General features: G+C 64.0%; 21 protein-coding genes and 1 pseudogene. 11 read left to right on the top strand and 11 right to left on the bottom strand.

Annotated elements, in window-relative coordinates; all coding sequences use genetic code 11:
- Nucleotides 1-235, bottom strand: a pseudogene (locus Q355_RS0112340) (hypothetical protein); the annotation flags it as partial.
- A gap of 481 nt (nt 236-716) precedes the next feature.
- Here Q355_RS0112340 and glmS point away from each other — a divergent pair.
- Together glmS and Q355_RS0112330 are read left to right on the top strand one after the other, a co-directional pair.
- Complete coding sequence (gene glmS / locus Q355_RS0112335) at nt 717-2,531, top strand: glutamine--fructose-6-phosphate transaminase (isomerizing) (protein ID WP_027878075.1); 1,815 nt, start codon at nt 717-719, stop codon at nt 2,529-2,531.
- A gap of 80 nt (nt 2,532-2,611) precedes the next feature.
- A complete protein-coding gene (locus tag Q355_RS0112330; RefSeq protein ID WP_027878074.1) occupies nt 2,612-3,424 on the top strand; it encodes a DUF72 domain-containing protein in 813 nt (270 codons plus the stop codon).
- Nucleotides 3,425-3,429: 5 nt separating this feature from the next.
- On the opposite strand, the gene Q355_RS0112325 is transcribed toward Q355_RS0112330, so the two are convergent.
- From Q355_RS0112325 to Q355_RS0112315, 3 genes are all read right to left on the bottom strand, one after another.
- Nucleotides 3,430-4,608, bottom strand: a complete 1,179-nt coding sequence (locus tag Q355_RS0112325) for an MFS transporter (RefSeq protein WP_027878073.1) — start codon at nt 4,606-4,608, stop codon at nt 3,430-3,432.
- 115 nt (nt 4,609-4,723) lie between these two features.
- The gene (locus Q355_RS0112320) at nt 4,724-5,683 is read right to left on the bottom strand and encodes a branched-chain amino acid transaminase (protein WP_027878072.1); all 960 of its coding nucleotides are present in this window, start codon (nt 5,681-5,683) and stop codon (nt 4,724-4,726) included.
- Between the two features lie 78 nt (nt 5,684-5,761).
- Nucleotides 5,762-6,562: a DciA family protein gene (locus tag Q355_RS0112315; RefSeq protein WP_027878071.1), complete on the bottom strand. Its 801-nt coding sequence runs from the start codon at nt 6,560-6,562 to the stop codon at nt 5,762-5,764.
- A gap of 81 nt (nt 6,563-6,643) precedes the next feature.
- On the opposite strand from Q355_RS0112315, the gene Q355_RS0112310 reads away from it, so the two are divergent.
- Nucleotides 6,644-7,381 carry a sulfite exporter TauE/SafE family protein gene (locus Q355_RS0112310; RefSeq protein WP_027878070.1) on the top strand — a complete coding sequence of 246 codons (738 nt, stop codon included), beginning with the start codon at nt 6,644-6,646 and terminating at the stop codon, nt 7,379-7,381.
- Nucleotides 7,382-7,525: 144 nt separating this feature from the next.
- Here Q355_RS0112310 and Q355_RS0112305 read toward each other — a convergent pair whose 3' ends face one another.
- A complete protein-coding gene (locus Q355_RS0112305; RefSeq protein WP_027878069.1) occupies nt 7,526-7,906 on the bottom strand; it encodes a hypothetical protein in 381 nt (126 codons plus the stop codon).
- Complete coding sequence (recF, locus tag Q355_RS0112300) at nt 7,906-9,015, bottom strand: DNA replication/repair protein RecF (RefSeq protein WP_027878068.1); 1,110 nt, start codon at nt 9,013-9,015, stop codon at nt 7,906-7,908. The genes Q355_RS0112305 and recF overlap by 1 nt, the downstream gene beginning before the upstream one ends.
- Nucleotides 9,016-9,105: 90 nt before the next feature.
- On the opposite strand from recF, the gene Q355_RS0112295 reads away from it, so the two are divergent.
- On the top strand, nt 9,106-9,945 hold the full coding sequence (locus Q355_RS0112295) for a DMT family transporter (protein WP_027878067.1): 840 nt from the start codon (nt 9,106-9,108) through the stop codon (nt 9,943-9,945).
- A 260-nt stretch (nt 9,946-10,205) separates the two neighbouring features.
- Here the strand turns inward: Q355_RS0112295 and priA are convergent, their stop codons facing one another.
- Nucleotides 10,206-12,383, bottom strand: coding sequence for a replication restart helicase PriA (priA, locus tag Q355_RS0112290; protein WP_027878066.1), 2,178 nt, complete (start codon nt 12,381-12,383; stop codon nt 10,206-10,208).
- Nucleotides 12,384-12,437: 54 nt separating this feature from the next.
- Nucleotides 12,438-13,373, bottom strand: a complete 936-nt coding sequence (locus Q355_RS0112285) for a GGDEF domain-containing protein (RefSeq protein ID WP_027878065.1) — start codon at nt 13,371-13,373, stop codon at nt 12,438-12,440.
- A 107-nt stretch (nt 13,374-13,480) separates the two neighbouring features.
- On the opposite strand from Q355_RS0112285, the gene Q355_RS0112280 reads away from it, so the two are divergent.
- The gene (locus tag Q355_RS0112280; protein ID WP_027878064.1) at nt 13,481-14,539 is read left to right on the top strand and encodes an MFS transporter; all 1,059 of its coding nucleotides are present in this window, start codon (nt 13,481-13,483) and stop codon (nt 14,537-14,539) included.
- 46 nt (nt 14,540-14,585) lie between these two features.
- Nucleotides 14,586-15,125, top strand: a complete 540-nt coding sequence (locus Q355_RS16250; RefSeq protein WP_051529422.1) for a P-loop nucleotide/nucleoside kinase family protein — start codon at nt 14,586-14,588, stop codon at nt 15,123-15,125.
- On the opposite strand, the gene Q355_RS0112270 is transcribed toward Q355_RS16250, so the two are convergent.
- Nucleotides 15,122-15,733 (bottom strand): MBL fold metallo-hydrolase, encoded by a 612-nt coding sequence (locus tag Q355_RS0112270; RefSeq protein WP_027878063.1) that lies wholly within the window; start codon nt 15,731-15,733, stop codon nt 15,122-15,124. The genes Q355_RS16250 and Q355_RS0112270 overlap by 4 nt on opposite strands.
- 34 nt (nt 15,734-15,767) lie before the next feature.
- The gene (locus tag Q355_RS0112265; protein WP_027878062.1) at nt 15,768-16,451 is read right to left on the bottom strand and encodes a sulfurtransferase; all 684 of its coding nucleotides are present in this window, start codon (nt 16,449-16,451) and stop codon (nt 15,768-15,770) included.
- Between the two features lie 46 nt (nt 16,452-16,497).
- Here Q355_RS0112265 and Q355_RS15870 point away from each other — a divergent pair, with 46 nt between their 5' ends.
- From Q355_RS15870 to meaB, 4 genes are all read left to right on the top strand, one after another.
- Nucleotides 16,498-17,037, top strand: a complete 540-nt coding sequence (locus Q355_RS15870; RefSeq protein ID WP_051529421.1) for a GNAT family N-acetyltransferase — start codon at nt 16,498-16,500, stop codon at nt 17,035-17,037.
- 315 nt (nt 17,038-17,352) lie between these two features.
- Nucleotides 17,353-17,811, top strand: coding sequence for a hypothetical protein (locus Q355_RS0112255; protein WP_051529420.1), 459 nt, complete (start codon nt 17,353-17,355; stop codon nt 17,809-17,811).
- A gap of 48 nt (nt 17,812-17,859) precedes the next feature.
- Nucleotides 17,860-18,237, top strand: a complete 378-nt coding sequence (locus tag Q355_RS0112250) for a RidA family protein (RefSeq protein ID WP_027878060.1) — start codon at nt 17,860-17,862, stop codon at nt 18,235-18,237.
- A gap of 26 nt (nt 18,238-18,263) precedes the next feature.
- Nucleotides 18,264-19,190 (top strand): methylmalonyl Co-A mutase-associated GTPase MeaB, encoded by a 927-nt coding sequence (gene meaB, locus Q355_RS0112245; RefSeq protein WP_027878059.1) that lies wholly within the window; start codon nt 18,264-18,266, stop codon nt 19,188-19,190.
- Nucleotides 19,191-19,198: 8 nt separating this feature from the next.
- On the opposite strand, the gene Q355_RS0112240 is transcribed toward meaB, so the two are convergent.
- A complete protein-coding gene (locus Q355_RS0112240) occupies nt 19,199-20,365 on the bottom strand; it encodes an aminotransferase class I/II-fold pyridoxal phosphate-dependent enzyme (protein WP_027878058.1) in 1,167 nt (388 codons plus the stop codon).
- Nucleotides 20,366-20,526: 161 nt separating this feature from the next.
- Between Q355_RS0112240 and Q355_RS0112235 the strand changes: the two genes are divergently transcribed.
- Nucleotides 20,527-21,258, top strand: a complete 732-nt coding sequence (locus Q355_RS0112235) for a tryptophan-rich sensory protein (RefSeq protein ID WP_027878057.1) — start codon at nt 20,527-20,529, stop codon at nt 21,256-21,258.
- Nucleotides 21,259-21,475: the final 217 nt, after the last annotated feature.

The following is a 21,475-nucleotide window of genomic DNA, read 5'->3' as shown; positions in this document are numbered from 1 at the left end:
GCGTACCTGGCTGGTGCGTTGTCCCACCCTCCTCCACCCCTTCGGTAGCTCCAGGGGGGGAAGGCGCCTGGGTCTCTTCCACCAGGCCTTGCATCAGCGTCCTGAGGAGTTCCGGGTTATGTCGCAGCATGGCCCGTTCGATCTCCGCCAGTCCACTCCCCGCTTCCAGGCTTAGTTCCAGGTCTTCCATGTACCGCTCAAAGGCTTGGCGTGCTTTCGTTTTCCAGTCTTTCATGCCTTATTCTGGCATACGGATTTTTAGAGATGCACCCCAAGCACTCAGACGAAAAAACCGTACAATAAGCAAGGGTTTATTAAGACCCAGAAAGGAGGTTTGGGTACAAAGCGAGGAGCGCAGGGGGTCGGGAAGAAGGTACCTGAGAAGGCCATCCCCGACCTTACGAGGTGGCGGTCTCTACAGAGATAAGCAGCAAGCTGCGAAAGATCGAGCTATTCCGCGGATGCCGCCAGGGTGTGAACCTCCCCCTCTCCGCTGGCTCCCACAGATCGGGGCCAGAAAAGCCCTGCGGGAAAACCGGTCGCGTGAGCGCCGGACAACCAAAGGGCAGGGTTCAAAGGGAATGATAGAAGCCAATCGGCAAAACGTGAGCCGCTGCCGGGTCGCCCCTGGGGTATTTGGCCCCAGCTTGGGGCAAATGGCGGTGGGTCGGCCCGCAAATGGGCTATGGTTTGAACTGGAGAGTGAGGTTGCAAAGATGTGTGGAATCGTGGGATATGTGGGTTTTCGAAATGCATCGGATGTAATTCTGGACGGGCTAAAGCGCCTGGAGTACCGTGGCTACGACTCGGCGGGTATTGCGGTTAAGGTAAACGGGCACCTCGAGGTGGTCAAAAAGGCCGGCAAGCTTCAGGTGCTGGCCGACAACCTGAAAGAGCATCGCCTGAGCGGTCATTTTGGTGTGGGACACACCCGCTGGGCTACCCACGGAGCCCCCACCGACCCCAACGCCCACCCTCACGCTACCGAGAAGGGCGAGATTGTGGTCATCCACAACGGCATCATCGAAAATTATCTGCCCCTCAAGGAAGGCCTGATTGCCAGGGGCCATACCTTCACCTCCGAGACCGACTCGGAGGTGCTGGCCCACCTGATTGAGGAGAAATACCGGGGCGATCTGGTTGAGGCCGTGCGGCTGGCCCTGGCCGAGGCCTACGGCGCTTACGCCCTGGTGGTGGCCCACCAGAACCACGAGGAGATTGTGGTGGCCCGCACCGTAAGCCCGCTGGTGATCGGGCTGGGTGAGGGGGAGAACTTCGTGGCCTCGGACGTGCCGGCCCTCCTGCCCTACACCCGCCGGGTTATTTTCCTACACGACGGCGATATGGCGGTGGTACGCCGTGAGGGGGTACAGGTCACCGACCTGGCCGGCAACCCGGTAGAGCGGGAAGTGGTAACGGTGGACTGGAGCCTCGAGGCCGCCGAAAAGGGTGGGCACCCCCACTACATGCTTAAGGAAATCTACGAGCAGCCCCGGGTGCTGGAAAACACCCTGGGGGGCCGCCTGCACGAGGAGGAGGCAGGGGTGGAGCTGGGCCTCAAGCTGGAACCGACCCGCTACGACAAGGTGCACATCGTGGCCTGTGGCACGGCCTACTATGCGGCCTGGGTAGGCAAGTACCTGCTGGAAGCCTTGGCCCGCGTGCCGGTGGAAATTGATGTGGCCTCCGAGTACCGCTACCGCGACCCGGTGGTGGACGACAAAACCCTGGCCATCTGCATCAGTCAGTCGGGCGAGACCATCGACACCCTCGAGGCCATCCGCGAGGCCAAGCGTAAAGGTGCTGGTACCCTGGGGGTGATTAACGCCAAGGGCAGCAGCATTACCCGCGAGGTAGACGACACCCTCTATATCCACGCCGGGCCCGAGATTGGGGTGGCCTCGACCAAGGCCTATATTGCCATGCTGGCCGCTATGGCGATGGTGGCAGTCTGGATGGGCCGGGCCAAGGGCACCCTGGACGAAAGCGGAGCCCGGGAGATTTTGCGCGAGATGCGCAAACTGCCCCGGCTGGTAGAAGAGGCGCTCGAGCAGCGCCCCCACGTGGCCCACATTGCCGAGAAGTACCACCAGGCCCAGGACTACCTGTTCCTGGGGCGGCATATCCAGGCCCCTACCGCCTACGAGGGGGCCCTCAAGCTCAAGGAAATTAGCTACATCCACGCCGAAGCCTACCCCGCCGGCGAGATGAAGCACGGCCCCATCGCCCTGATTGACGAACGCCTGCCGGTGGTGGTGCTCGCCACGCAAAGCCCCTTCTACGAAAAAACCGTCTCCAACATCCAGGAAGTGCGGGCCCGGGGCGGTCGGGTGATTGCCGTAGCCACCGAAGGCGACACCGAGGTGCAGAAGTTTGCCCAGGAGGTGATCTATGTGCCCAAGGTGCACCACCTGCTGGCCCCGGTGGTGAGCGTGGTGCCCCTGCAGCTGCTGGCCTACGAGACCGCGGTGTGTCTGGGCCGCGACGTGGATCAACCCCGCAACCTGGCCAAGAGCGTCACGGTCGAGTAGCTCTTCCCCTATTGCCAACGCGCTGCCTTCGGGTGGCGCGTTTTTGTTCGGCCAATTGGGCTTGTGCCACAATGGAAAGTGTGGAAATCTACCTGGGTACCGGCGGCTACTCCAACGAGGACTGGGTGGGCCTGCTGTACCCCCCCGAGGCCAAAAAGGAGGAGTGGCTATCCATTTACGCCCGGCACTATAACGCTGTAGAGCTAAACTCTTCCTTCTATAACATCCCTGGCCGCAAAGCCTTTGCTGGAATGCTCAGGCGCAGCCAGGGGCAGGTGCAGTGGGCCATCAAGATTCACCAGAGCATGACCCACCAGCGCAATGCCAGCCACGACGATTACCAGCGGCTTTTTGAGTCGGTGGCCCCCCTGCGGGAGGCGGGGGTACTGGGGCCTTTTCTGGCCCAGTTCCCGCAGAGCTTCCACCGCACCCCGGAAAACCGCAAGTACCTTGCCGAGCTGGCCCAGCGCTTCGCCGACCAAAGCCTGGCCCCCGGCGGGCTGGCGGTGGAGTTTCGCCATGCCTCCTGGGATCAGGAGGAGGTGCGCGAAGCGTTTGGCAAGGCCGGCCTGATCTGGGTCAGTACCGACTACCCTCCCCTACCCGGCCTGCCCAAAAATGAGCTGCACATCACCTGCGAAACGGCCTACATCCGGTTATCGGGGCGCAATAAGGCAACTTGGTATGAGGGCAAGAACCAGGCTGAGCGGCACGACTACCGCTACAGCGAAGCCGAGCTGCGCTACTGGGTGCAGGCCTTGCAGGCAGCGCTCGAGCACCACCCCCTGACCCAAGCCTGGTTCATCTTCAACAACACCACCAAAGGCCATGCCCTGGTGAACCTGGAAATGTTGAAGCGGTTGCTGGAAGAAGCAGGGTTACCCGCAGGGTAAAGGTACTAACGCGGGCTGGCCAGTTGAGGTTTGGCCAGGAAGAATAAAATCGCCAGGCCAATCAGCGTTGCTGAAAACACATAGGGATAAGCCGGGGAAAGCCCGTATAAAGAGGTACCCAGCACCGGCCCCAGCATGCGCCCCAGGGCCTGCGCGGCACTGGACAGGCCCGCCACCACACCCTGTTCGTCGTCGGAAACCGCCAGCGACTGGGCCGCAGTTAAACCCGGGCTGGTCATGGAGCCCAGCCCCAGCAGCACCAGCGAGGCCGTGAGCCAGACAAAATTAGAGGCAAACACCAGGCCCAGGTAGCCCAGCAGCAGCAGGGGCAAACCCAAGCCCAGCAAGGCCCTGGGCGGCCACCTGACCAGCCGCACCCAGAAACCCTGCACCAGCACCCCCACCACGCCAAAAATCACCAGGGCTAAGCCTACGGTCTGGGCAGTCTGGGCGGGGCTTAGCCCCAGGCGGTCCTGGTACAAAAAGGCCACGGTCTGCTCCATGGCGATGGAGGCCAGGTTGATGCTCAGACCAATGAGCAGCAAGGGCAGAATACGGGGATCGGTCCAGGCCAGCCTGGGGGGGGTTGGGGGGCGGTCCATGGGCTTGCGTGACTCAGGCAAGACCCGCCACACAAACAGCGCATTGAGCAGAGCCAGGCTGGCTGAAAAAACCACCGGCGCCAATAGGCCAAAGTGCGCCAGACCAGCCCCAATCGCCGGACCAAAAATCACACCAAGGCCAAACGCAGCCCCCAGCACAGCAAAGCTCTGGGTGCGCTGCTCACGTGGGGTGATGTCGGCCAGATAGGCCTGGGCAGTGGGTAGGGTAGCCGAGGAAAAAGCCCCGCCTAAGAGCCTGGAAAGCAGCAGGAAAGCAAACAGCCCCCAGCTCGAAAGCACCTGCTGGTAGCCCAACCAGGCGAACAGGGCAAACAAGAAGAAGCTCGAGGCGAAGCCCAAAATGCCCACCAGCAGGATGGGCTTGCGCCCCATCACCTCACTCCGGCGCCCCCAGTAGGAGGCCAGGAGGAACTGCATCAGGGCATAGCCGGTAGAAAACAGCCCGACCTGTACCTCGCTCAAGCCCAGCTCGCGCGCAAGCGGCCCCAGAATGGGAAACAAAACCGATAAGCCTAAAATGCTGTTAAACAGCGTCAGAAACAACAGCGAGAGTGGTTTCACCGGTCAACAGTGTACATCAGTGTACATCCTGGGCGGCCTGGCAAGCCCCCGATTCAGTCGGTGCGCCGACGAACTCGAGCCGTTCCCTATAGCAATAAGTGCAGGCTTGTAAACCCTATTTGACGTAGGTCAACCAGGCTTTGTATTTGGGGTTTTTACCGTGCACCACATCCATATAAGCGGCTCTGAGCTTCATGGTGTGTTCGCCAGCCCTGCCGGTACCGATGGCCCGGTGATCGAGGTACGAGATGGGTGTAACCTCGGCAGCGGTACCTACCATAAACATCTCGTCGGCCATATAGAGCTGGTCGCGGGTGGCCCGCACCTCGCGTACCTCATAGCCCAGGTCGCGGGCAATGGTGATGACCGAGTCGCGGGTTATGCCCATTAGGTTGACCGAGTGTTCGACTGCGTACAGCACGCCACCCCGAAAGAAGAAAATGTTTTCGCCCGATCCCTCCGCCACAAAGCCTTCCTTGTCGAGCAGCAGGGCCTCATCGGCCCCAGCCTGCTGGGCCTCCACGCGGGCCAGGGCGCTGTTGACGTAGTTGCCCCCCACCTTGGCCTTGCCGGGCATCACATTGGCCGGGAAGCGGGCCCAGGAGGAGGTGATGAGCCGGGCGCCCTTGCGCACCGCCTCGTCGCCCAGGTAGGTGCCCCACTCCCAGGCGGCAATCATCACCTCGGCAGGGTTGTTGGGCAGGGGATTCACCCCCAGGGTGTTGGCCCCCATCCAGGCCAGCGGGCGGATGTAGCAGCTTTTGTAGCCATTGACCCGGATAACCTCCTGTATGGCCTGGTTAATCTGCTCGGGGCTAAAGGGCATTTCGAACATCATGACCTTGGCGCTGTGAAAAAAGCGCTCGGTGTGCTCTTGCAAGCGGAAGATGGCGGGGCCTTCTGGGGTCTCGTAGGCCCGGATGCCTTCAAAAATGCTGGTGCCATAGTGCAGGGCATGGGTCAGCACCGAGACTTTAGCCTCTTCCTGGGGCACCATCTGCCCATTGAACCAGATCAGCCCGGCCTTCATTTTGCTATCGCCCCCAACGCTTTTGGATTTGGTTTCGGTTGTCATCTCTCCTCCGTAAGGTTGCCGCAGATGGGCCCGGTGCGCCTGATATGAATCCCTGGCGCTATAACGCGGACACCCCAATCATACCTCTTTGAGCAACGAGCCCAGCGACTCGGGTAGCAGGTGACGGTAGGCCCGAACCTCTTTTTCGCCCGTGCGAAGTTGCAGGTAGCGCCGCGCGGTATCTTGCAGGATGGGCATTAGTTCGGGCTGCTGGATAACCTGGGGCAGCAGGTCACGTAGCTGGGCCTCGAGCTTTTGTTGGGCCAGGTAGCGGGCGGCCTGCAGGGGCTCGCCCTCGAGGCGTGTCTTGAGCGGAAAGCGGATCAGGCGTCCCGCCTCACGTTGCACAGCGGGTGCTGCCAGGAGGGTCTGGCAGGGTTTGCAGGGGTGCTCCCGGCTGGGCCCGCCACAAATGGGGCAGGGCGGGTGGGGGTTTTCTTTTTGTCTTTGCAGCACCGCCCTTCCGGCCCGTAGAATCACCTCCTGAAGATCCTGGGGGGAGCGCTGGGCCAGCTTTTGCAGCCGGGACTCCTCCTCGGGGTTCAGCTTGGGCAGCACGGCAGGCTTGCTTTTGGGCCTGGCTTTTTTCTCGGCCCCCACCACAAACCGCAGCTCCCGCACCAGGCCCGGCTGCTTTTCCTGGTAGCGCCGGATGAATTCCTCCCGCAGATAGGTAAGCTGGTGGGCCACCACCGAGTCGGCCACGCGGACCAGCAACACCCCGTCCTCCAGGCGCTCGGCCTCGGTGAGCTCGCTCAGGGCTGGCCCCGCGATCTCGGGCCACAGCACCAGCGCCCGGCCCCGCCGAATCCCGGCGCTAAGCCCTTTTTGGCGCAAAATTTTGGCGACAATCTCGGCAGATGGTCTGGCCCTGGACATCCCCCTACAGGCTAGGCAAAAAAGCTGGCTTTGGCTACCATCTGGCCCACCAATTGGGCTGGGCTGGGGTATGGTAGCAGCATGGAGCTCAGCCCCCAATCCTGGGCCCTGGCCCTGCTGGCTGCCTGGCTGGTGGGCGCTTCTAAAACTGGGTTGTCTGGCGGGGTAACCATCGCGGTGGTCTTGTTTGCCAGCATCATGCCGGCCCGTGAGGCTACCGGTGCTCTGCTGCCGGTGCTGATCTGCGCTGATTTTCTGGCTGTAAGCATGCTGCACAAAAACGTGCGCTGGCTGGAGCTTTTGCGTATTCTTCCCTGGACCGCGCTGGGGGTTGGCCTGGGTACGGCCATGCTCTGCTTCAGCAACGATACGCAGGTGCAGCGGGTGATTGGGGCCATTGTGGCAACCATGACCCTGTATCAGCTTTACCGCAAGGCCCGCAATCTGAGCGATGTGAACATATCAATGCACCCCGCCTTTGCCCCCAGCATGGGCGTGGCTGCTGGTTTTACCACCATGGTGGCCAATGCCGCCGGGCCTTTTGTGCTCATCTACATGTTGGCCATGCGGATGGGGAAGCTCGAGGTGGTGGGGAGCATCGCCTGGTACTTCCTGGTGGTCAATCTGTTCAAGGTGCCCTTTGCGGCAGGACTGGGCCTGATTACCTGGGAATCACTCGCCTTCAACCTGTGGCTGGTGCCCGCGGTGGTGCTGGGCGCAGTGGCGGGCCGTCGGCTTCTGAACTATATCCAGCAGAGCACCTTCGAGTGGATGGCCCTGGCCCTGGCCTTGCTGGGTGGCCTTCGTTTGCTGATATGAACCCCGCCTGAATCGTTTTGTTAGGGACTGTTGGAGCACCACGGTTTTCCGGGCTGTCGCTACCCGCGCTTCAGGCGTGGCCCCAAAACCTAATCAAGGGTATTTCTTGACATCCTGTGGGGGTTTTGCGGGTTGGACGCGCTTTCAGGGTTTGCGCTTCTTTCTGGGTTTTTTTCCTGGGCTCGAGGCCGTCTTTTTGGGGAGTGGGGCTTCAGCTTTAGTCCTGGCCCAGGCCCGGCGCAACCAGAGCAAACCCCACACCGAGGCCACAGCCAGCCCCAGCGCAACAACAAAAGCAGAAGCAGTCAGTCGAAACCAGGAGGAGTGTATCCGCTCTCCCGAAGGCAGACTAAGGGGTTCGCTCGAGGTCGCCAATAAGCCGGCATAAGGCAGCAGCCGCAGCAAGACAAAGCCCATAAACAGCGCCACCATGACAGCCAGAATGGCCAGCCCCAGCAGCAAGGCCCAGGCCAGCCCGCGCCGGGCTTCCTGTAGCGAATGGGTGTTTGGGGTTTCCTGTGGCATTACTGGCTCCAGACCCCGGCTTCGATCTCGATCACAGCCCCTGCGCCTGGGGTTTCCAGCCCCGCCAGAATGGCCTGCGGCAGGCTCTGGGCGTAGGCCAGCAAGGCCCCCCGACGGCGCGCATCCAGCTCGCTGTTCCACTCGTCTACCAGCAAAAGCGGGGCCTCCTGGTAGTGCTGCCAGAGCAGCCGATGTTCGGCCAGGCGAAGCGCCAACGCTATGCTACGGCACTCGCCCCGGCTACCATAACGTGCTGCCTCGTGGCCCGAGAGCAGGATGGTGAGGTCGTCGCGGTGGGGCCCTACACTGGTTGCGCCACGCTGGAGGTCTTCGGGCAGGTTGTCTTCCAGGGCCTGCAAGAAGCGCTCGGGGTCGGTGGTCTCGGACAGTTCCAGCTTTAGCTCGCCCGGCGCAAGTTCGCGGTAGGCTTCGCGGGCCAGGGGGTTGAGCTTTGACAGCATTCGGCGGCGCAGGCTTAGAATCTCGCTGCCATACTTGACCAGTTCGTGGTTCCAGATGCCTATGGCGGCCCGGATACCGCCTTGTTTGCCCTCGAGCACAGGGGCCTCTGCCCGTGCCGCACCCTCCCCCCCACGTCCCCTAGCCCCAGGGCGAAAGCTGCTTTTCAAAACAGCATTGCGCTGTTGCAAGGCCCGGCTGTACTGGCCCAGCATCACACGGTAGCGGGCCGAAAAGCGCGCAAGCAGCAGATCCAAAAAGCGGCGGCGTTCCTCCGGGGGGCCCAGCACCAGCTCCAGGTCGTCGGGGCCTAAGAGCACAGCACCGGGCAACTGGGCCAGCTCACGCAGCGAGGCCGGGGCTTCGTTGAGCCGGTGCTCGCGGCCTTCGCGGCTCAGTTTCACCTCCAGGCGGCTATTGCCAAACTGGGTCTCGATCTCGGCATGGAGCCAGGCCTCGCTCTGGCCAAAGGCAATGCGCTCGGCCATGCCGTTGCGCAGCTCACCGCCCAGGGCCAGCTCGATGGCCTCGAGCAGGTTGGTCTTGCCCTGGGCATTGCCGCCCACGATGGTGGTCAGGCCCGGCCCCGGCACAAAAAGCGGGGTGGACAGGTTTCGAAAGTTTTTTTGCCGCAACCGCAACAGACGCACTGGCTATAGGCTAAAGGGCGCCAGCCTCCGGCTCAAGACCACAAGGCGCATTTGCGGGGGCCTGCCCAGCCTTGGTATATGCTGCCTGTCATGAGCGCCGAACTGCTAGCCATTTCCTTCGCTCTGCTTTCGGCTATCTCATGGGGCGCGGGCGACTTTAGCGGGGGTGTGGCTTCCCGCAGGCTCAACCCCTACCTGATTGCCCTGCTGGTTCACACCACCGGGCTGCTGCTGTTCACCATGCTGGCGGCGCTGCGTGGGGAGGCCTTTCAAGCCCAGGATGTGCCCTGGAGCGTGGGAGCGGGGCTGGCGGGCTGTGTGGGGCTGGTGTTTTTGTACCGGGCCTTCGAGACCGGACAGATGGGCCTGGCCGCTCCGATAGCCGGGGTGGTGGGGGCTGGGCTGGCGGCTTTGGTAGGGCTGGCGCTGGAGGGCTTCCCTGCGCCACTGCAACTGCTGGGCTTTGGGGTGGGGTTGCTGGGCGTCTGGCTGGCGGCCCGCCCAGAGGGTGGATCCGGCCCCTCGAGGGGGCTTTCCTACGCCTTTCTGGCAGGCCTGGGTTTTGGGGGCTATTTCGCCCTGATTCACCAGGTAGAGGGCCTGTTCTGGCCCTCGGCCATCGCCAAGCTAACGGCCACCACCCTGATGCTAGGGCTGGTGGGGTGGCTGGGTCCTTTGCGGCGGGAAGCCGGTCTGAGCGCCAACCTGGGTCTGGTGGGCCTGGCCGGGCTATTGGACGCGCTTGGCAACGTGCTCTTTCTGGTCGCGGCCCAGGCCGGACGACTGGACGTGGCCGCGGTAATTTCCTCGCTTTATCCGGCTTTTACCGCCCTGCTGGCCTGGGGCCTGCTGCGCGAGCATTTGAGCCGGAGCCAGACCCTGGGGGTGCTGTTCTCGCTGGCGGCCATCGCCCTCATCGCTTCGGGCTGAGGGCGGGCGCGTCCCAAGACGCGCTGGAGGATCCCCTTGATGCTTTGAGCAACCGCGGCCATTCCCTGAGCCTGTCCAAGGGAACACCCTGGGATGAACTGGTATAACCCCCTCCTGAAGTCGGCTCATTGGGGACAAGTCATATGAATCCCGCCTGAATCGTTCCGTTACGGAGGGGCTAGGGCATCATCGTTTTTCAGGCTGTTGCTACCCGCACCTCAGGCAGGAGCCCCAGAACAAACCAAAGGCATCTCTTATCACTAGTCCTCCAAAAGCCCCACAAAGCTCTGCGGGTCGGGGTCAATCCGCAGCCGTGCGCCGCGCACAGGTGGCAGGTTTTGCATCAGGGTCTGCAGGCGCGGCGCGGTGCTTTTGAGGAGCAGGTGAAACACGTACTGGCCCCGCAGGCGGGCTACCGGGGCCGGGGCCGGGCCCAGGAGTTCACCCGGCTCGGCGTTGGCCTTGAGGGCCTGGGCCAGCTGGTAGATGGCGTCGCGGGCCACCGGCTCCTTGGGGTGGGCCACCTCGAGCTTCACCATCCGGCTGGCGGGAGGGTAGCCCAGGGCCCGGCGCAGGGCCAGCTCTTTGTCCATAAAGCCCTGGGGGTCGGCAGCTTGCAGCGCTTGGTGGGCCGGGTGGCCTGGTTCAAAGGTCTGCAAAACCAGCAGGGGGCGGCGACGCGGGTGCAGGTCGGCCAGCTGCCACAGGAGGCGATGGTAGCGCTCGGCCGCCCGAAAGTCGGACTGAAGCACAAACCCATCGGCATAGGGCAGCAAAACCAGCGCTAGCTCGGGCAGCAGCGGGCCCCGCAGTATAGCGGTGGTGCCCACCAGCACCCCCGCTTCACCCGCCAGCAGGGGCCGCAGGTCGTCTTTGGCATCGGCGGTGTAGCGATAGCGGGGCAGATGGGGGAGGTGTTGGGCCAGGGCCTCCAGAAGCCACTCCACCCCCGGCCCTTTGGGGTCGAAGACGTCGGACTGGCAGCTTGGGCACAGGTCGGGCGCTTTTTCCTGGTGGCCACACTGGTGGCACTGCAAGAGGCCCGCCCGCCCGCTTTTGTGGTAGCGCAGCGGCAGGGCACAGTTGGGGCACACGGCCTTCCACTCGCACTGCTTGCAGCGCAGCACCGCGCTGTAGCCCCGCCTGGCCGAGAGCACCACGGCCTGGCGGTTTTTCTCCTGCACCTGCTGCAGCAGCGCAATGGCTGCCCCGCTAAGGGGCCAGCCCCGCTCGCGGTGCAGGTCGAGCAGGTGGAGGCGTGGGCTGGGCGGGGGCAGCAGGTAGGCTGGCTCGTCCCAGACCTCCAGGCTGTTGACGCTCGAGCAGTAGTGAATGGGCACACCCAGCCCCTGCGCCCGCAGCCGGGCCAGGCGGGGCACAAAGGCCCTCGAGCCCCCCGGTAGCTTGTAGGCCTCGGCGGCCTCCTCCACCACCACCAGGCGCTCGAAGTCCAGCGGCAGCAAAAGCCCCTGGTAGGTAGCCAGCACCCATTTGCACGGGCCCGCTTGCTGGCTGGCCTGGGCCCACGCCCGGCGGCGCTCCTCGACTTTCATCTCGCCGTGCAAAACCAGGGCCTGGGGGAAAAAAGGCTGGCACTTCTTGAGCAGCGAGACCTCGGGAAAAAGCACCAGGGCAGGCCCGGTCTGCACCAGGCCCGCCAGGGCGCGCAGGCGCTCCAAAAGCCGCCCCCCTTGCAGCCGCAGCGGCACCAGTGGCAGCGCCAGCGGCTCGAGCGCGCGCGCCGGCAGCACCTCGGGGGCAGGCTCTACCCCCACCAGCCCGATGTAGCCCTTCTCCATCAGGCCCTTGACCACCCCCACCCCCACCCCCGCAGCTTTAGCCAGCGCCGCCATGCTCTCCGCCTGCCGCAGATCGCGCAGGGCATACCAAGCCGCTTTGGCCTTCTCGCTCAGGGCTTCCGCAGGCTCGCGCAGCACCACCAGAACCCGGGTCAGGGTACGCCGCTCGGCCACTTCTTCCTGCAAAACCCCGGCCTCGCGCAAGAAATCCAGCAGCTTGGGGTCTAAGCCCTGGGCTTCCTGCCAGCCCTGAGCCAGGGCTTCCAGACCTTTAGGCAGCAGCGCCGGGTCGGCCTCGGGCAGAAGCCGCACGCGGTGCAGCAGGGGGGGCTCGAGGAAGGGCAGCAGGTCATGTAGCAGGGTGCCCACCGTACAGAAGCTGTCGCGGGCTGCCGCCGTCAGAAACCCAATGGCCGAAGGGTTCAGCCAGGGCCGCTGGTCGAGGTAGGCCAGGGCTTCGCGCAAAGCAAAGCTCTTGTGCAAACCCTCTTCACGCCCCACCACCACCCCCACCCGCAGCTCACCCCGCCAGGGCACCACCACCCGGTAGCCCAGCACCGCCTCCCGCCCGTCGGCGTGGGGGGGCAGGTACGACATCGGCTCAATGGGTAAGGGCAGGGCAACCTTCAAGACCCACATCCCGCTCAGACTACCCGAAGATGCCCGGGTTGCACCCCGGCCCCTTGGTGCAGCCTAGGCTTTGGGGGTTGCCGCAAGGAGCTGCGTGGGCCGCCGGGGGCTGCGGTAGAGCAATTCCTGGGCCTGGCGCAGGGCTTCCTCCAGGCTCAGGCCGTTGCAGGCCACCCAGACCACCCGGGCGCTGGCAAAGCGCTGGCTGAGGCGCTCGGTCAGCTCGTGCCCGCTCAATAGCCCAATGTGCAGGCCGCAAAAATGGTCTTCGTCTATGCGGTACAGCCCATCGCCCTGGCGCAACGCCTCTCGCATAAGCTGGGCCAGCTCCTGCAAAAGCTGGTCGTCTGGGCTCGAGGTCGAAAGCAGCCAGTAGGAAAACAAAAGCGGCTGATCGCTGCGGCGGGCCAGGGCCTGGTAGCGCTGGTAGTCGGCCTCGAGCGCCAGGCGGGTGCTCAGGCCGGTCTGGCGATCCTGCAGGGCTACCCTGGATAGCTCCTGCTGGGCCGCCTCGAGCCTGCCGATGGCCCGGAAAACCGCCACCCCCACCAGCCCCCCCAGGGCCCACAGCGGCCAGACCACCCAGTACGGCCCTGCTGCGGGATGGGGCACCAGTGCCACCAGCAAAACCAGGCCCCCCAGCATCACCCACAGCCCACCGAATATGCCCAGCACCAAGAGGCCCAGGGTAGCCAGGGTTGCACCGGTATAAAGCACCATCTCCTGGTTCCAACCAGGCACAAGCGCCCCAGGCTGCTGCAAGGCCCAGATCAGCAGCCCCAGGGCCAGACCCAGGTGGGCAACCGGGGCCCACTGGGGGTAGGGCTGGGTCAGCAAAAAGGCCAGGGAAGTGATCACCAGGTAGGCCACTGCCAGCAATTGGGCCGTCTCCGAGCCCGCCCAAAGCTGGCTCAAGGCCAGGGCCGCCCCGCCGAACCAGCTGGTGTACCAATACAAGCGCTGAAGCCAGGATCTCACCAATTCAGATGAATGCGGCATGGGGCCATTTTAGGCAGGCCTTTGATCCCTCGCTGCAAAAATAGGCGTAAATTCGGGTTTTGGCGTTACGCGCCCAGGAACAGGGCCAGCCCGCTTATGCTTTGGCTGTGGCCTGGGCCTTGATTCCCTCGGGTGTTTTTATCTATGTGGCGCTGTACGCGGTGGTGCCCATGCTGCCTGGGCTCGAGCGCCTCTTTGGAACCGCCCCCGGCAGCACCCACCTGGGCATCAGCCTGCCCTTTCTGCTGCTGGTGCTGCTCTCGCCCCTGGTGCCGCGCATCCGCCTGCCGGTAGGAACCGTGGTGGGTGGCGGGCTTTTGGGCGTGGGCCTGTTTGGCATACTGGCTGGACTGGCCCCCAGCCTGGAAATTTGGACAATCTGCCGCACGCTGCAAGGGGCCTTTGCGGCTGCGGTTCCGGGGCTTTCGCTGGCCCTGCTGCCCAGGCTCTACCCCCGCAAGCACGCCCAGATGGCGGGGTTCTGGGTAGCGGGCAATGTGCTGGGTGGGGGCCTGGGGCGAGGGCTGGGGGGATTGCTGGCGGAGTGGCTGGGCGAGCGCCTGGCGATGGTCTTGCTGGCGCTGCCGGTGGCGTTAATCGCCCTTTTCGTCCTGCGCGCGCGGGAACATCTGACCCTGCCCGCCCCGCGCTATACCCTCTCGGCCTGGCCTTTGTATGCGCTGGGCTTCGCCCTGCTGTTTATCAATTTTTTTGTGGCCAACCTGATGCCCTATCGCCTCGAGGCCCTGGGTTTGTCGCAGGGGCAGATCGGGGGCATCTTCTTCGCCTATCTGGCGGGCATTCCCGGCAGCGCCCTGGCGGGCACGCTGGTCAAAAAATGGGGCGTGGTGGCGGCCTTTCGGCTGGCCTTTGGGGTGGTGGCACTGGGGTTGTTGATTCAGATTCCCAACCAACCGCTCTTCATCTTGGTGGGTTTTGTGACCATGATGGCCGGTATCTTTACCGCGCAAGCCATTACCGGAGGGGTTTCGGGGCGGGGCGGCAGCGGGGTCAGCAGCACCTACATTGCAGCTTTTTACCTGGGCGGCACGGTGGCAGGCCTGGCCTACCCACCCTTTATCGGACAAAGCGCCCTGTGGGGCCTCGAGCTGGCCCTGGCGGTCTGCCTGCTGAGCATCTTGCTAGCGCGCAAAGCCTTGCACTGAAGCAGAGCAGGCCATCTAGCTTCTACCAGTGCGGTATGCTGCCGACATGAAGCTGGTCTTTCTGTACGGCCCAGCCGCAGTAGGCAAGCTGACCGTGGCCCGGGAACTGACCCGGCTTACCGGCTACCCCATCTTCGACAACCACCTTTCCATTGATTACGCAGCCCGGCTGCTGGACTGGGGCACGCCCAGCTACGTGAGCTTCCTGCGTGCGCTGCGGCTTTTTACTTTCAGGCAAATGGCCCAGATGGGCCTGAAGGGTCTTATTTTCACCTTCGTCTACACCCCGCCCAGCAGCGACGAATTTATTGGGCAGGTGCTGGAAGTATGCGAACAATCCGGCATCGAGGTGCTGTGGGTGAAGCTCGAGGCCCCGCCCGAAGTGCTTTTGCAGCGGGTAGCTCTCCCCGAACGCAAAAGCCTGAAGAAGCTCTCGCGCCCCGAGCGGCTCTTACAGATGCTGGAGCAGGGGGCTTTGCAGGGCATTCCCTTTGGGCAGAGCCTGCGGGTAGACACCAGCCAACTCTTGCCCGAACAAGCTGCCAGAGTAATCGTGCAGCACTTTGGCCTTCAGGCCCCCAGCTAGCTCAGGTAGGGGTTGCTGGCCCGTTCTTCCGCAATGGTGGTTTTGGGGCCATGCCCTGGATAAACCACCGTATCGGGCGGCAGTTCGGTCAGCTTTTGCAGTGAAGCAAACAGCTTCTGTGGGTCGCTGCCCGGCAGGTCGTAGCGGCCAATGCCCCCGCGAAAGAGCACATCCCCGCTGATGAGGTGGCCTGGCCGGTAAAAGCCCACATGCCCCGGCGCATGACCGGGCAAAAACAGCACCTCGAGGCCCAGTCCCAAATCCAGGGTCTGCCCTTCGGCCAGGGGCAGGGTGGGTTCGGGCGGCTGGGGAATGTAAAGCCCCCAGCGGGCCGCACCCAGGGCGGCGCTCTGGTAGAGCGGCAGGTCGGCTGGGTGCAGGTACACCGGTAGGCCCAGGGCCTCAACCAGGGGGGCCACCGCCCCCACGTGGTCGAAGTGGGCATGGGTCAGCAAAATGGCCTCGGGCTTCAGGCCCACCCGGTGCACCTCGGCCAGAATGCGCTCGGGTTCATCGCCAGGGTCTACAATAGCCCCCCGTCCGTCCTCCCCCACCAGCAGATAGGTGTTTTCCTGCAAAGGGCCCACCGCAAAACCGTATACCTTCATGGCCTATAGCCTACAGATAACAAGCCCAGCCTGGTCAGGGCCGCTCTACGGGCAGATCGGCCTCGGCTTCCCACTCGAGCATGCTGCCCAGGTAGTTGCGGGCCAGAACGCCCTGCTGCCGGAGCAGCCAGAAGGCGCTGGCGCTGCGGGCTCCGCTGCGGCAGTGCACCCCCACCTCCTGACCGGCTTGCAGGCCCAGGGCCCCGGCATTGTCCAGAGCAAAAGCGCCCAGCGGAATGTTTTTGGCCCCGGGAATCCGGGCGGCAGCAAACTCGAGGGGCTCGCGCACATCCAGCAGAGGGTGGGGAAACGCCAGAATTTCGTCGGCGGTTAGCAGAATCTCGCGCCGGAGCTGGGCCCAGGGCTCGGCGGCTACAGGTTCTACCGGGGCCTGGCTGGTGGCCTGGGCCTCCCAGCCCTGGGGCCACAGGTAGACCTCGAGGCCACCCAAAGCCAGCATGAAGGCGGTTTTGCTCAGGCGGGTATTAAAGCCCTGGTCGTAGACCACCACCGGACGTTCTGGGCCCGCCCCTATGCGGCCATTCAGGTCGGCCAGGGTTTGCTCCAGCCGCCGGAACTCCTCCTCGCTGCGCAAGCGCCCGCGGAACCCCGAAAGGTCCAGGTTAATCGCGCCTTCCAGGTGCCCCTGGGCATACTCGGCGGGGGAGCGGCTATCGATCAGCAAGGCCCGGGCGGGTGGTTCGGTGAAGATAATCATCTCCCCCCGATTCTAACCGGCCCGCTGAGGCCGTATGCTTTAAGCCATGAACCTGCGGGTGGAGGTATTTTCCGGCGGCGAGGTGGCCCCACTCATCCCCGAGCTGGCCCGGCTGCGCATGGCCGTTTTTCGGGAGTGGCCCTACCTGTACGATGGGAGCCTCGAGTACGAAACGCACTACCTATCCAAGTTTGTGAACCTTCCCGAGAGCACCTTAGTGGTGGTTCGAGACGGCGAGCAGGTGGTGGGGGCCTCGACTGCCCTGCCGCTCGCCCAGGCCGAGGCCGAGTTCCAGGCGCCCTTTGTAGGGGCTGGGCTAAACCCCGCCGAGTGGTACTACTTTGGCGAGTCGGTGCTGGAGCCTGCTTACCGGGGCCAGGGACTGGGGGTGGCGTTTTTTCGTCTCCGGGAGGCCCGCGCCCTCGAGCTGGGCTACCGCAAGGTTACTTTTTGCGCCGTCGAGCGCCCTGCCGAACACCCCCTCAAGCCCGCCAACTATAGGCCGCTGGATGCCTTCTGGCAGCGCCGGGGGTTTTCCAAACGGCCCGACCTGGTCTGTGCCTTCACCTGGCGCGACCTGGGCTAGCCCCAGGAGACCCCCAAACCCATGGTTTTTTGGGTTAAGCAGCTCTAATGCAAACCGCATGAATTGGCAACCGTTTCACATTCGGCCTTTTGGATAAAATAGCGTCTGGAACAGAAAAACTTGTTGTGTGTGGCCGAGAAACATCTGGATACCCACAAAGTTATCCACAGGTAATACCGGGTTATCCACAGAGTTATCCACAGCCCCTTGGGCTAATAAATGAGGGCATAGTGAGCAAACCCACAAGGTGTTCGAGCCGGATGAGGATGTGTTTCACTTGCATTTATGGACTGCGCTATAGCATGATGGCCTAATATGGCACCGACGGTTGCCGCCCGCATTGAGCCGAAGCCCTTTTTGCGCTTCGTGGCTGGTCTTTTGAACCGTTGCCCCTCCTGGGTGGCCTCGCTCACCCCGGATCAGAGCTACGCCCTGGCCCGTTCGCCCGTCGGTGTGCGCTATTTGTTCCAGGTGCTAACCCACCCTTTGGCCCTGGCGAGCGCCCTGGAAGACGTGCTGGCCGCCCAGAAAACCCACCGCGCCGATGGGGTGGTGCTGGTTTTGCTCGATGAACCCAGCAGCCCCTCGTTTGGGGCACTGGCCGAGGCCCAGGGGGTACAGCTTTGGACCCTGGCCGAAGTGGACTATCTGGTCATGGCCGCCGACCTCGAGTCCAACGCCCCCCTGGCTTACCTGGGCCTCGAGGTCTACCAGCCCAAAACCACCATCGCACCCCCGCCCACCCCCGCCTCACAAGCCACCCAGGGTTTTTAGCCCTAACCCAGCACCCTACTTGCCGCGGCTTTGGTATAAGCTGTGGGCATGAGTCAGAAATGTGTTCAGACCGATCACGCACCCCAGGCCATCGGCCCTTACAGCCAAGCCATCGTAGCAGGCGGCATGGTGTTTTGCTCGGGTCAGATTCCCCTGACCCCCTCCGGCGAGCTGGTCGCGGGCGATGTGGAGGCCCAGACCCATCAGGTCATGAAGAACCTGGGGGCCGTGCTCGAGGCCGCCGGTAGCTCCTACCACAAGGTGGTGCAGACCACCTGCTACCTGGCCGACATGAACGATTTCCCGGCCTTCAACAAGGTCTACGCCGAGTACGTGCGCGAGCCCTTCCCCGCCCGGGCTACCGTACAGGTGGCCCGCCTGCCCCGCGACGTGAAGGTCGAGGTGGCCTGCATCGCCCTTCTGTAGGGGTTTTAGCGCGATAAACTGAGCCCATGAACCTCTACGAGCGTTTTCTAGCCCAGGACATGCGGGCTTTGGCCCGGGCCATCACCCTGGTGGAGTCGGGCTACCCCGAAGGCCAGGCCCTGCTGCGGCAGCTGCGCGGGCGCGGCCAGGCCAAGGTGGTGGGCCTGACCGGCAGCCCTGGAGCTGGCAAAAGCACCCTCACCGACCGGCTGATCGAGGAGGCCCGCAAGCGGGGCGAGACTGTAGCGGTGCTGGCGGTAGACCCCAGCAGCCCCTTCACCGGAGGGGCCATCCTGGGCGACCGCATCCGCATGATGCGCCACCACCAGGACAAAGGGGTGTACATCCGCTCGCTGGCCAGCCGGGGGGCTCTGGGCGGGCTGGCCGGGGCCACCGTCGCCACCCTGGCCCTGCTGGAGGCCTTTGGCTTCGACCGTATTTTCGTGGAGACGGTGGGGGTGGGGCAGAGCGAGGTGGACATCGCCCGCGTGGCCGACACCACCGTGCTGGTTCTGACCCCTGCCGCCGGCGACGCGGTGCAGGCTTTCAAGGCCGGGGTGATGGAGATCGCCGACGTGTTTGTGGTCAACAAGTTCGACTTGCCCGGCGGCGAACGCATCGTGCAGGAGATCAAAACCACCCTCGAGCTAGCCGCCCCCCGCCCGGCAGGCTGGAAGCCGCCCGTCCTGACCGCGGTAGCCCCCAAGGCCGAGGGCATCCCCGAGCTGTTCGAGGCCCTCGAGGCCCACTATCAGCACCTACAGCAGCACGGCCTGTTGGAGGCCGACCGCCTCGAGCGGGCCCGCTTCGAGGTCGAAAGCGTGATCCAGGAATGGGGCCGCCGCAAGACCCGCGAAGGCCAGGCCCTGATTGCCCAGGTAGCCCAGGGCGAACTGACCCCCGAGGAAGCCGCCATGCAGCTCTTGGGTGGGCCCCTGGGTGTCCGTACCTAACGACGGGTTCAATCTCTGGCCGCACTGCGAATAAACTCCCCGATCTTCTGGGCCGCCTGGCGCAAAACCCCTTCGGGCTGCACCAGCGCAAAACGCACATAGCCCACCCCGCCCGGCCCAAAGGCCCGCCCCGGCGAGAGGGCCACACCGGTCTGGGCCACGAGTTCTTTGGCAAACTGCAGGTCGTCCAGGGCCAGACCCGACGGCAGCCTGGCCCACAGGTACATGCCGGCCTCGGGAAGCGGAACCGTCCAGCCCTCCTGGGCCAGGGCCGCTACCATGGCCTGGCGGCGGCGGGCCCAGGTCTCTGCATCGGCCTGTAGACGCGCCTGGGGTACGGCCAGCGCGGCCATGCCCATACGCTGGATGCCCAGGTACGGGTTGAAGTCGATGGGGGCTTTGAGGGCTTCCAGGCTGGCCATGGCCTCGGGCTGACCCAGGGCAAAGCCCAGCCGAAAACCGGCCAGATGGTAGCTCTTGGAGAAGCTAAAAAGCTCCACCACCCGTTCCCGGCCCCCCGGCAGGGCCAGCGGCGAGGGGGTGGGTTTTAGGGCCTGGTCGAGGTAGGGGTTGTCGTGGATGAGCAGCAGGTTGTGGCGCGCGCAGAACTCGAGCGCCTCCGCAAAAAACGCCTCGGAGGCCAGGGCCGCGGTGGGGTTGTTGGGGTAGTTGAGCAGCACCGCCTTAGCCCGCCGGGCCACCTCCTCCGGCACCGCCCCCAGGTCGGGCAGCAGGTGCTCGCCCAGGGGCATCAGGTAGACCTCGAGGCCCGCCACCCTGGCCGCCCCAAAATAGGACGGGTAGGCCACCTCGCACATCAGCAGCACCTCGCCGGGGTCGGCTACGGCCATCAGCAGGTGGGCCAGCCCCTCCTGCGAGCCGATCAGGCTCAGGGCCTCGCGCCGGGGGTCGAGCTCTACCCCATAGCGTCGAAAGTACCAGTCGGTGGCGGCCTCCAAAAACGGCAGCGTGCCCGACTTAAGGCAGTAGCCGTAGGTCGAGGGGTCTTCAATGGCCTCTCTGAGGGCCTGCAAAGCCTCGGGGGGTGGGGGCAGATCGGAGGCCCCAATCGAGAGGTCCACCACGCCCAGCCCCCGGGCGCGGGCCTCGGCTTTGGCGCGATCCATCTCCAGGAAAACCCCCCCTCCGGTGGGGGTGCGGCGGGAGCGAAACATATGGCTTCTACCATACCGCACAAGCCGGATACAGCGCAGATCGGAGCAAGAAGCGCCCAAAAGCAAAGATGTTTCGCAGCACTCACTACCATAACGGCAAAACGAAGTAGGGTAGAGACGTGCAAAAAACAATACGCACTCCCCTACCCTCCGCTGCACCATTGATGCAATGGTTGGTGGTGCTGGCTATTATCGTCACCATCGCGGTTAATGCCCTGGCCAACATCCTGCCCATTGCGGGCCGCCGCACCGGTGAGATTTCCGATAGCTTTCCCAGCTTCTTTACCCCGGCGGGCTATGTGTTTGCCATCTGGGGCCTGATTTACCTGGCCCTGCTGGCCTACGCGGTCTACCAGGCCCTGCCCGCCCAGCGCGACAATCCCCGGCTGGCGGCTACCCGCGGGCTTTTTGTGCTGTCTTGTGGGTTCAACGTGGCCTGGTTGCTCTGCTGGCACTACCTGCTGATTGTGCCCAGCATGGTGATGATGCTGGGCCTGCTCACCACCCTGGTGCTCCTGTACGAACGGCTGGGAATAGGAAAAGAGGCCGTTCCGGCTGCCGAAAGCTGGCTGGCTCGAGTTCCCTTTAGCATCTACCTGGGCTGGATTACTGTAGCGACCGCCGCCAACGCAGTTACCACGCTGCTCGAGCTGGGCTGGAACGGCGGGGGCATTTCTGGGCAGGTTTGGGCCGCCCTGCTGGTGTTGGTTGCAGCAGGCATCGGGTTTGTGTTTGCCCAGACCCGGCGCGACATCCCCTTCAACCTGGTGTTGCTGTGGGCCTTTGTGGGCATCTGGGTAGCCCACGCCTCCGAGCCGGTGGTGGTGTATGGGGTACTCGCAGGGCTCTTGGTGGTGGTGGCGGGGTTGGGAACGGCTTTTTTGCGCAGATAGCGGTTCATCCCCGCGGGTGCGGGGAATACGCCGCCCTGAGCGGGTTGCCCTTCTCCAGGAACGGTTCATCCCCGCGGGTACGGGGAATACGGCTCGGGCAAGTCCTCGCTGCTGGAGGCGTTCGGTTCATCCCCGCGGGTGCGGGGAATACGACGCCGAGCGCAACGAGGGCGACCACGCCGACGGTTCATCCCCGCGGGTGCGGGGAATACGCTGA

This window comes from Meiothermus cerbereus DSM 11376 (assembly GCF_000620065.1).
Classification (GTDB): domain Bacteria; phylum Deinococcota; class Deinococci; order Deinococcales; family Thermaceae; genus Meiothermus; species Meiothermus cerbereus.
The sequence above is the reverse complement of the archived record's forward strand: the minus strand, read 5'-3'. Positions and strand labels throughout refer to the sequence as shown.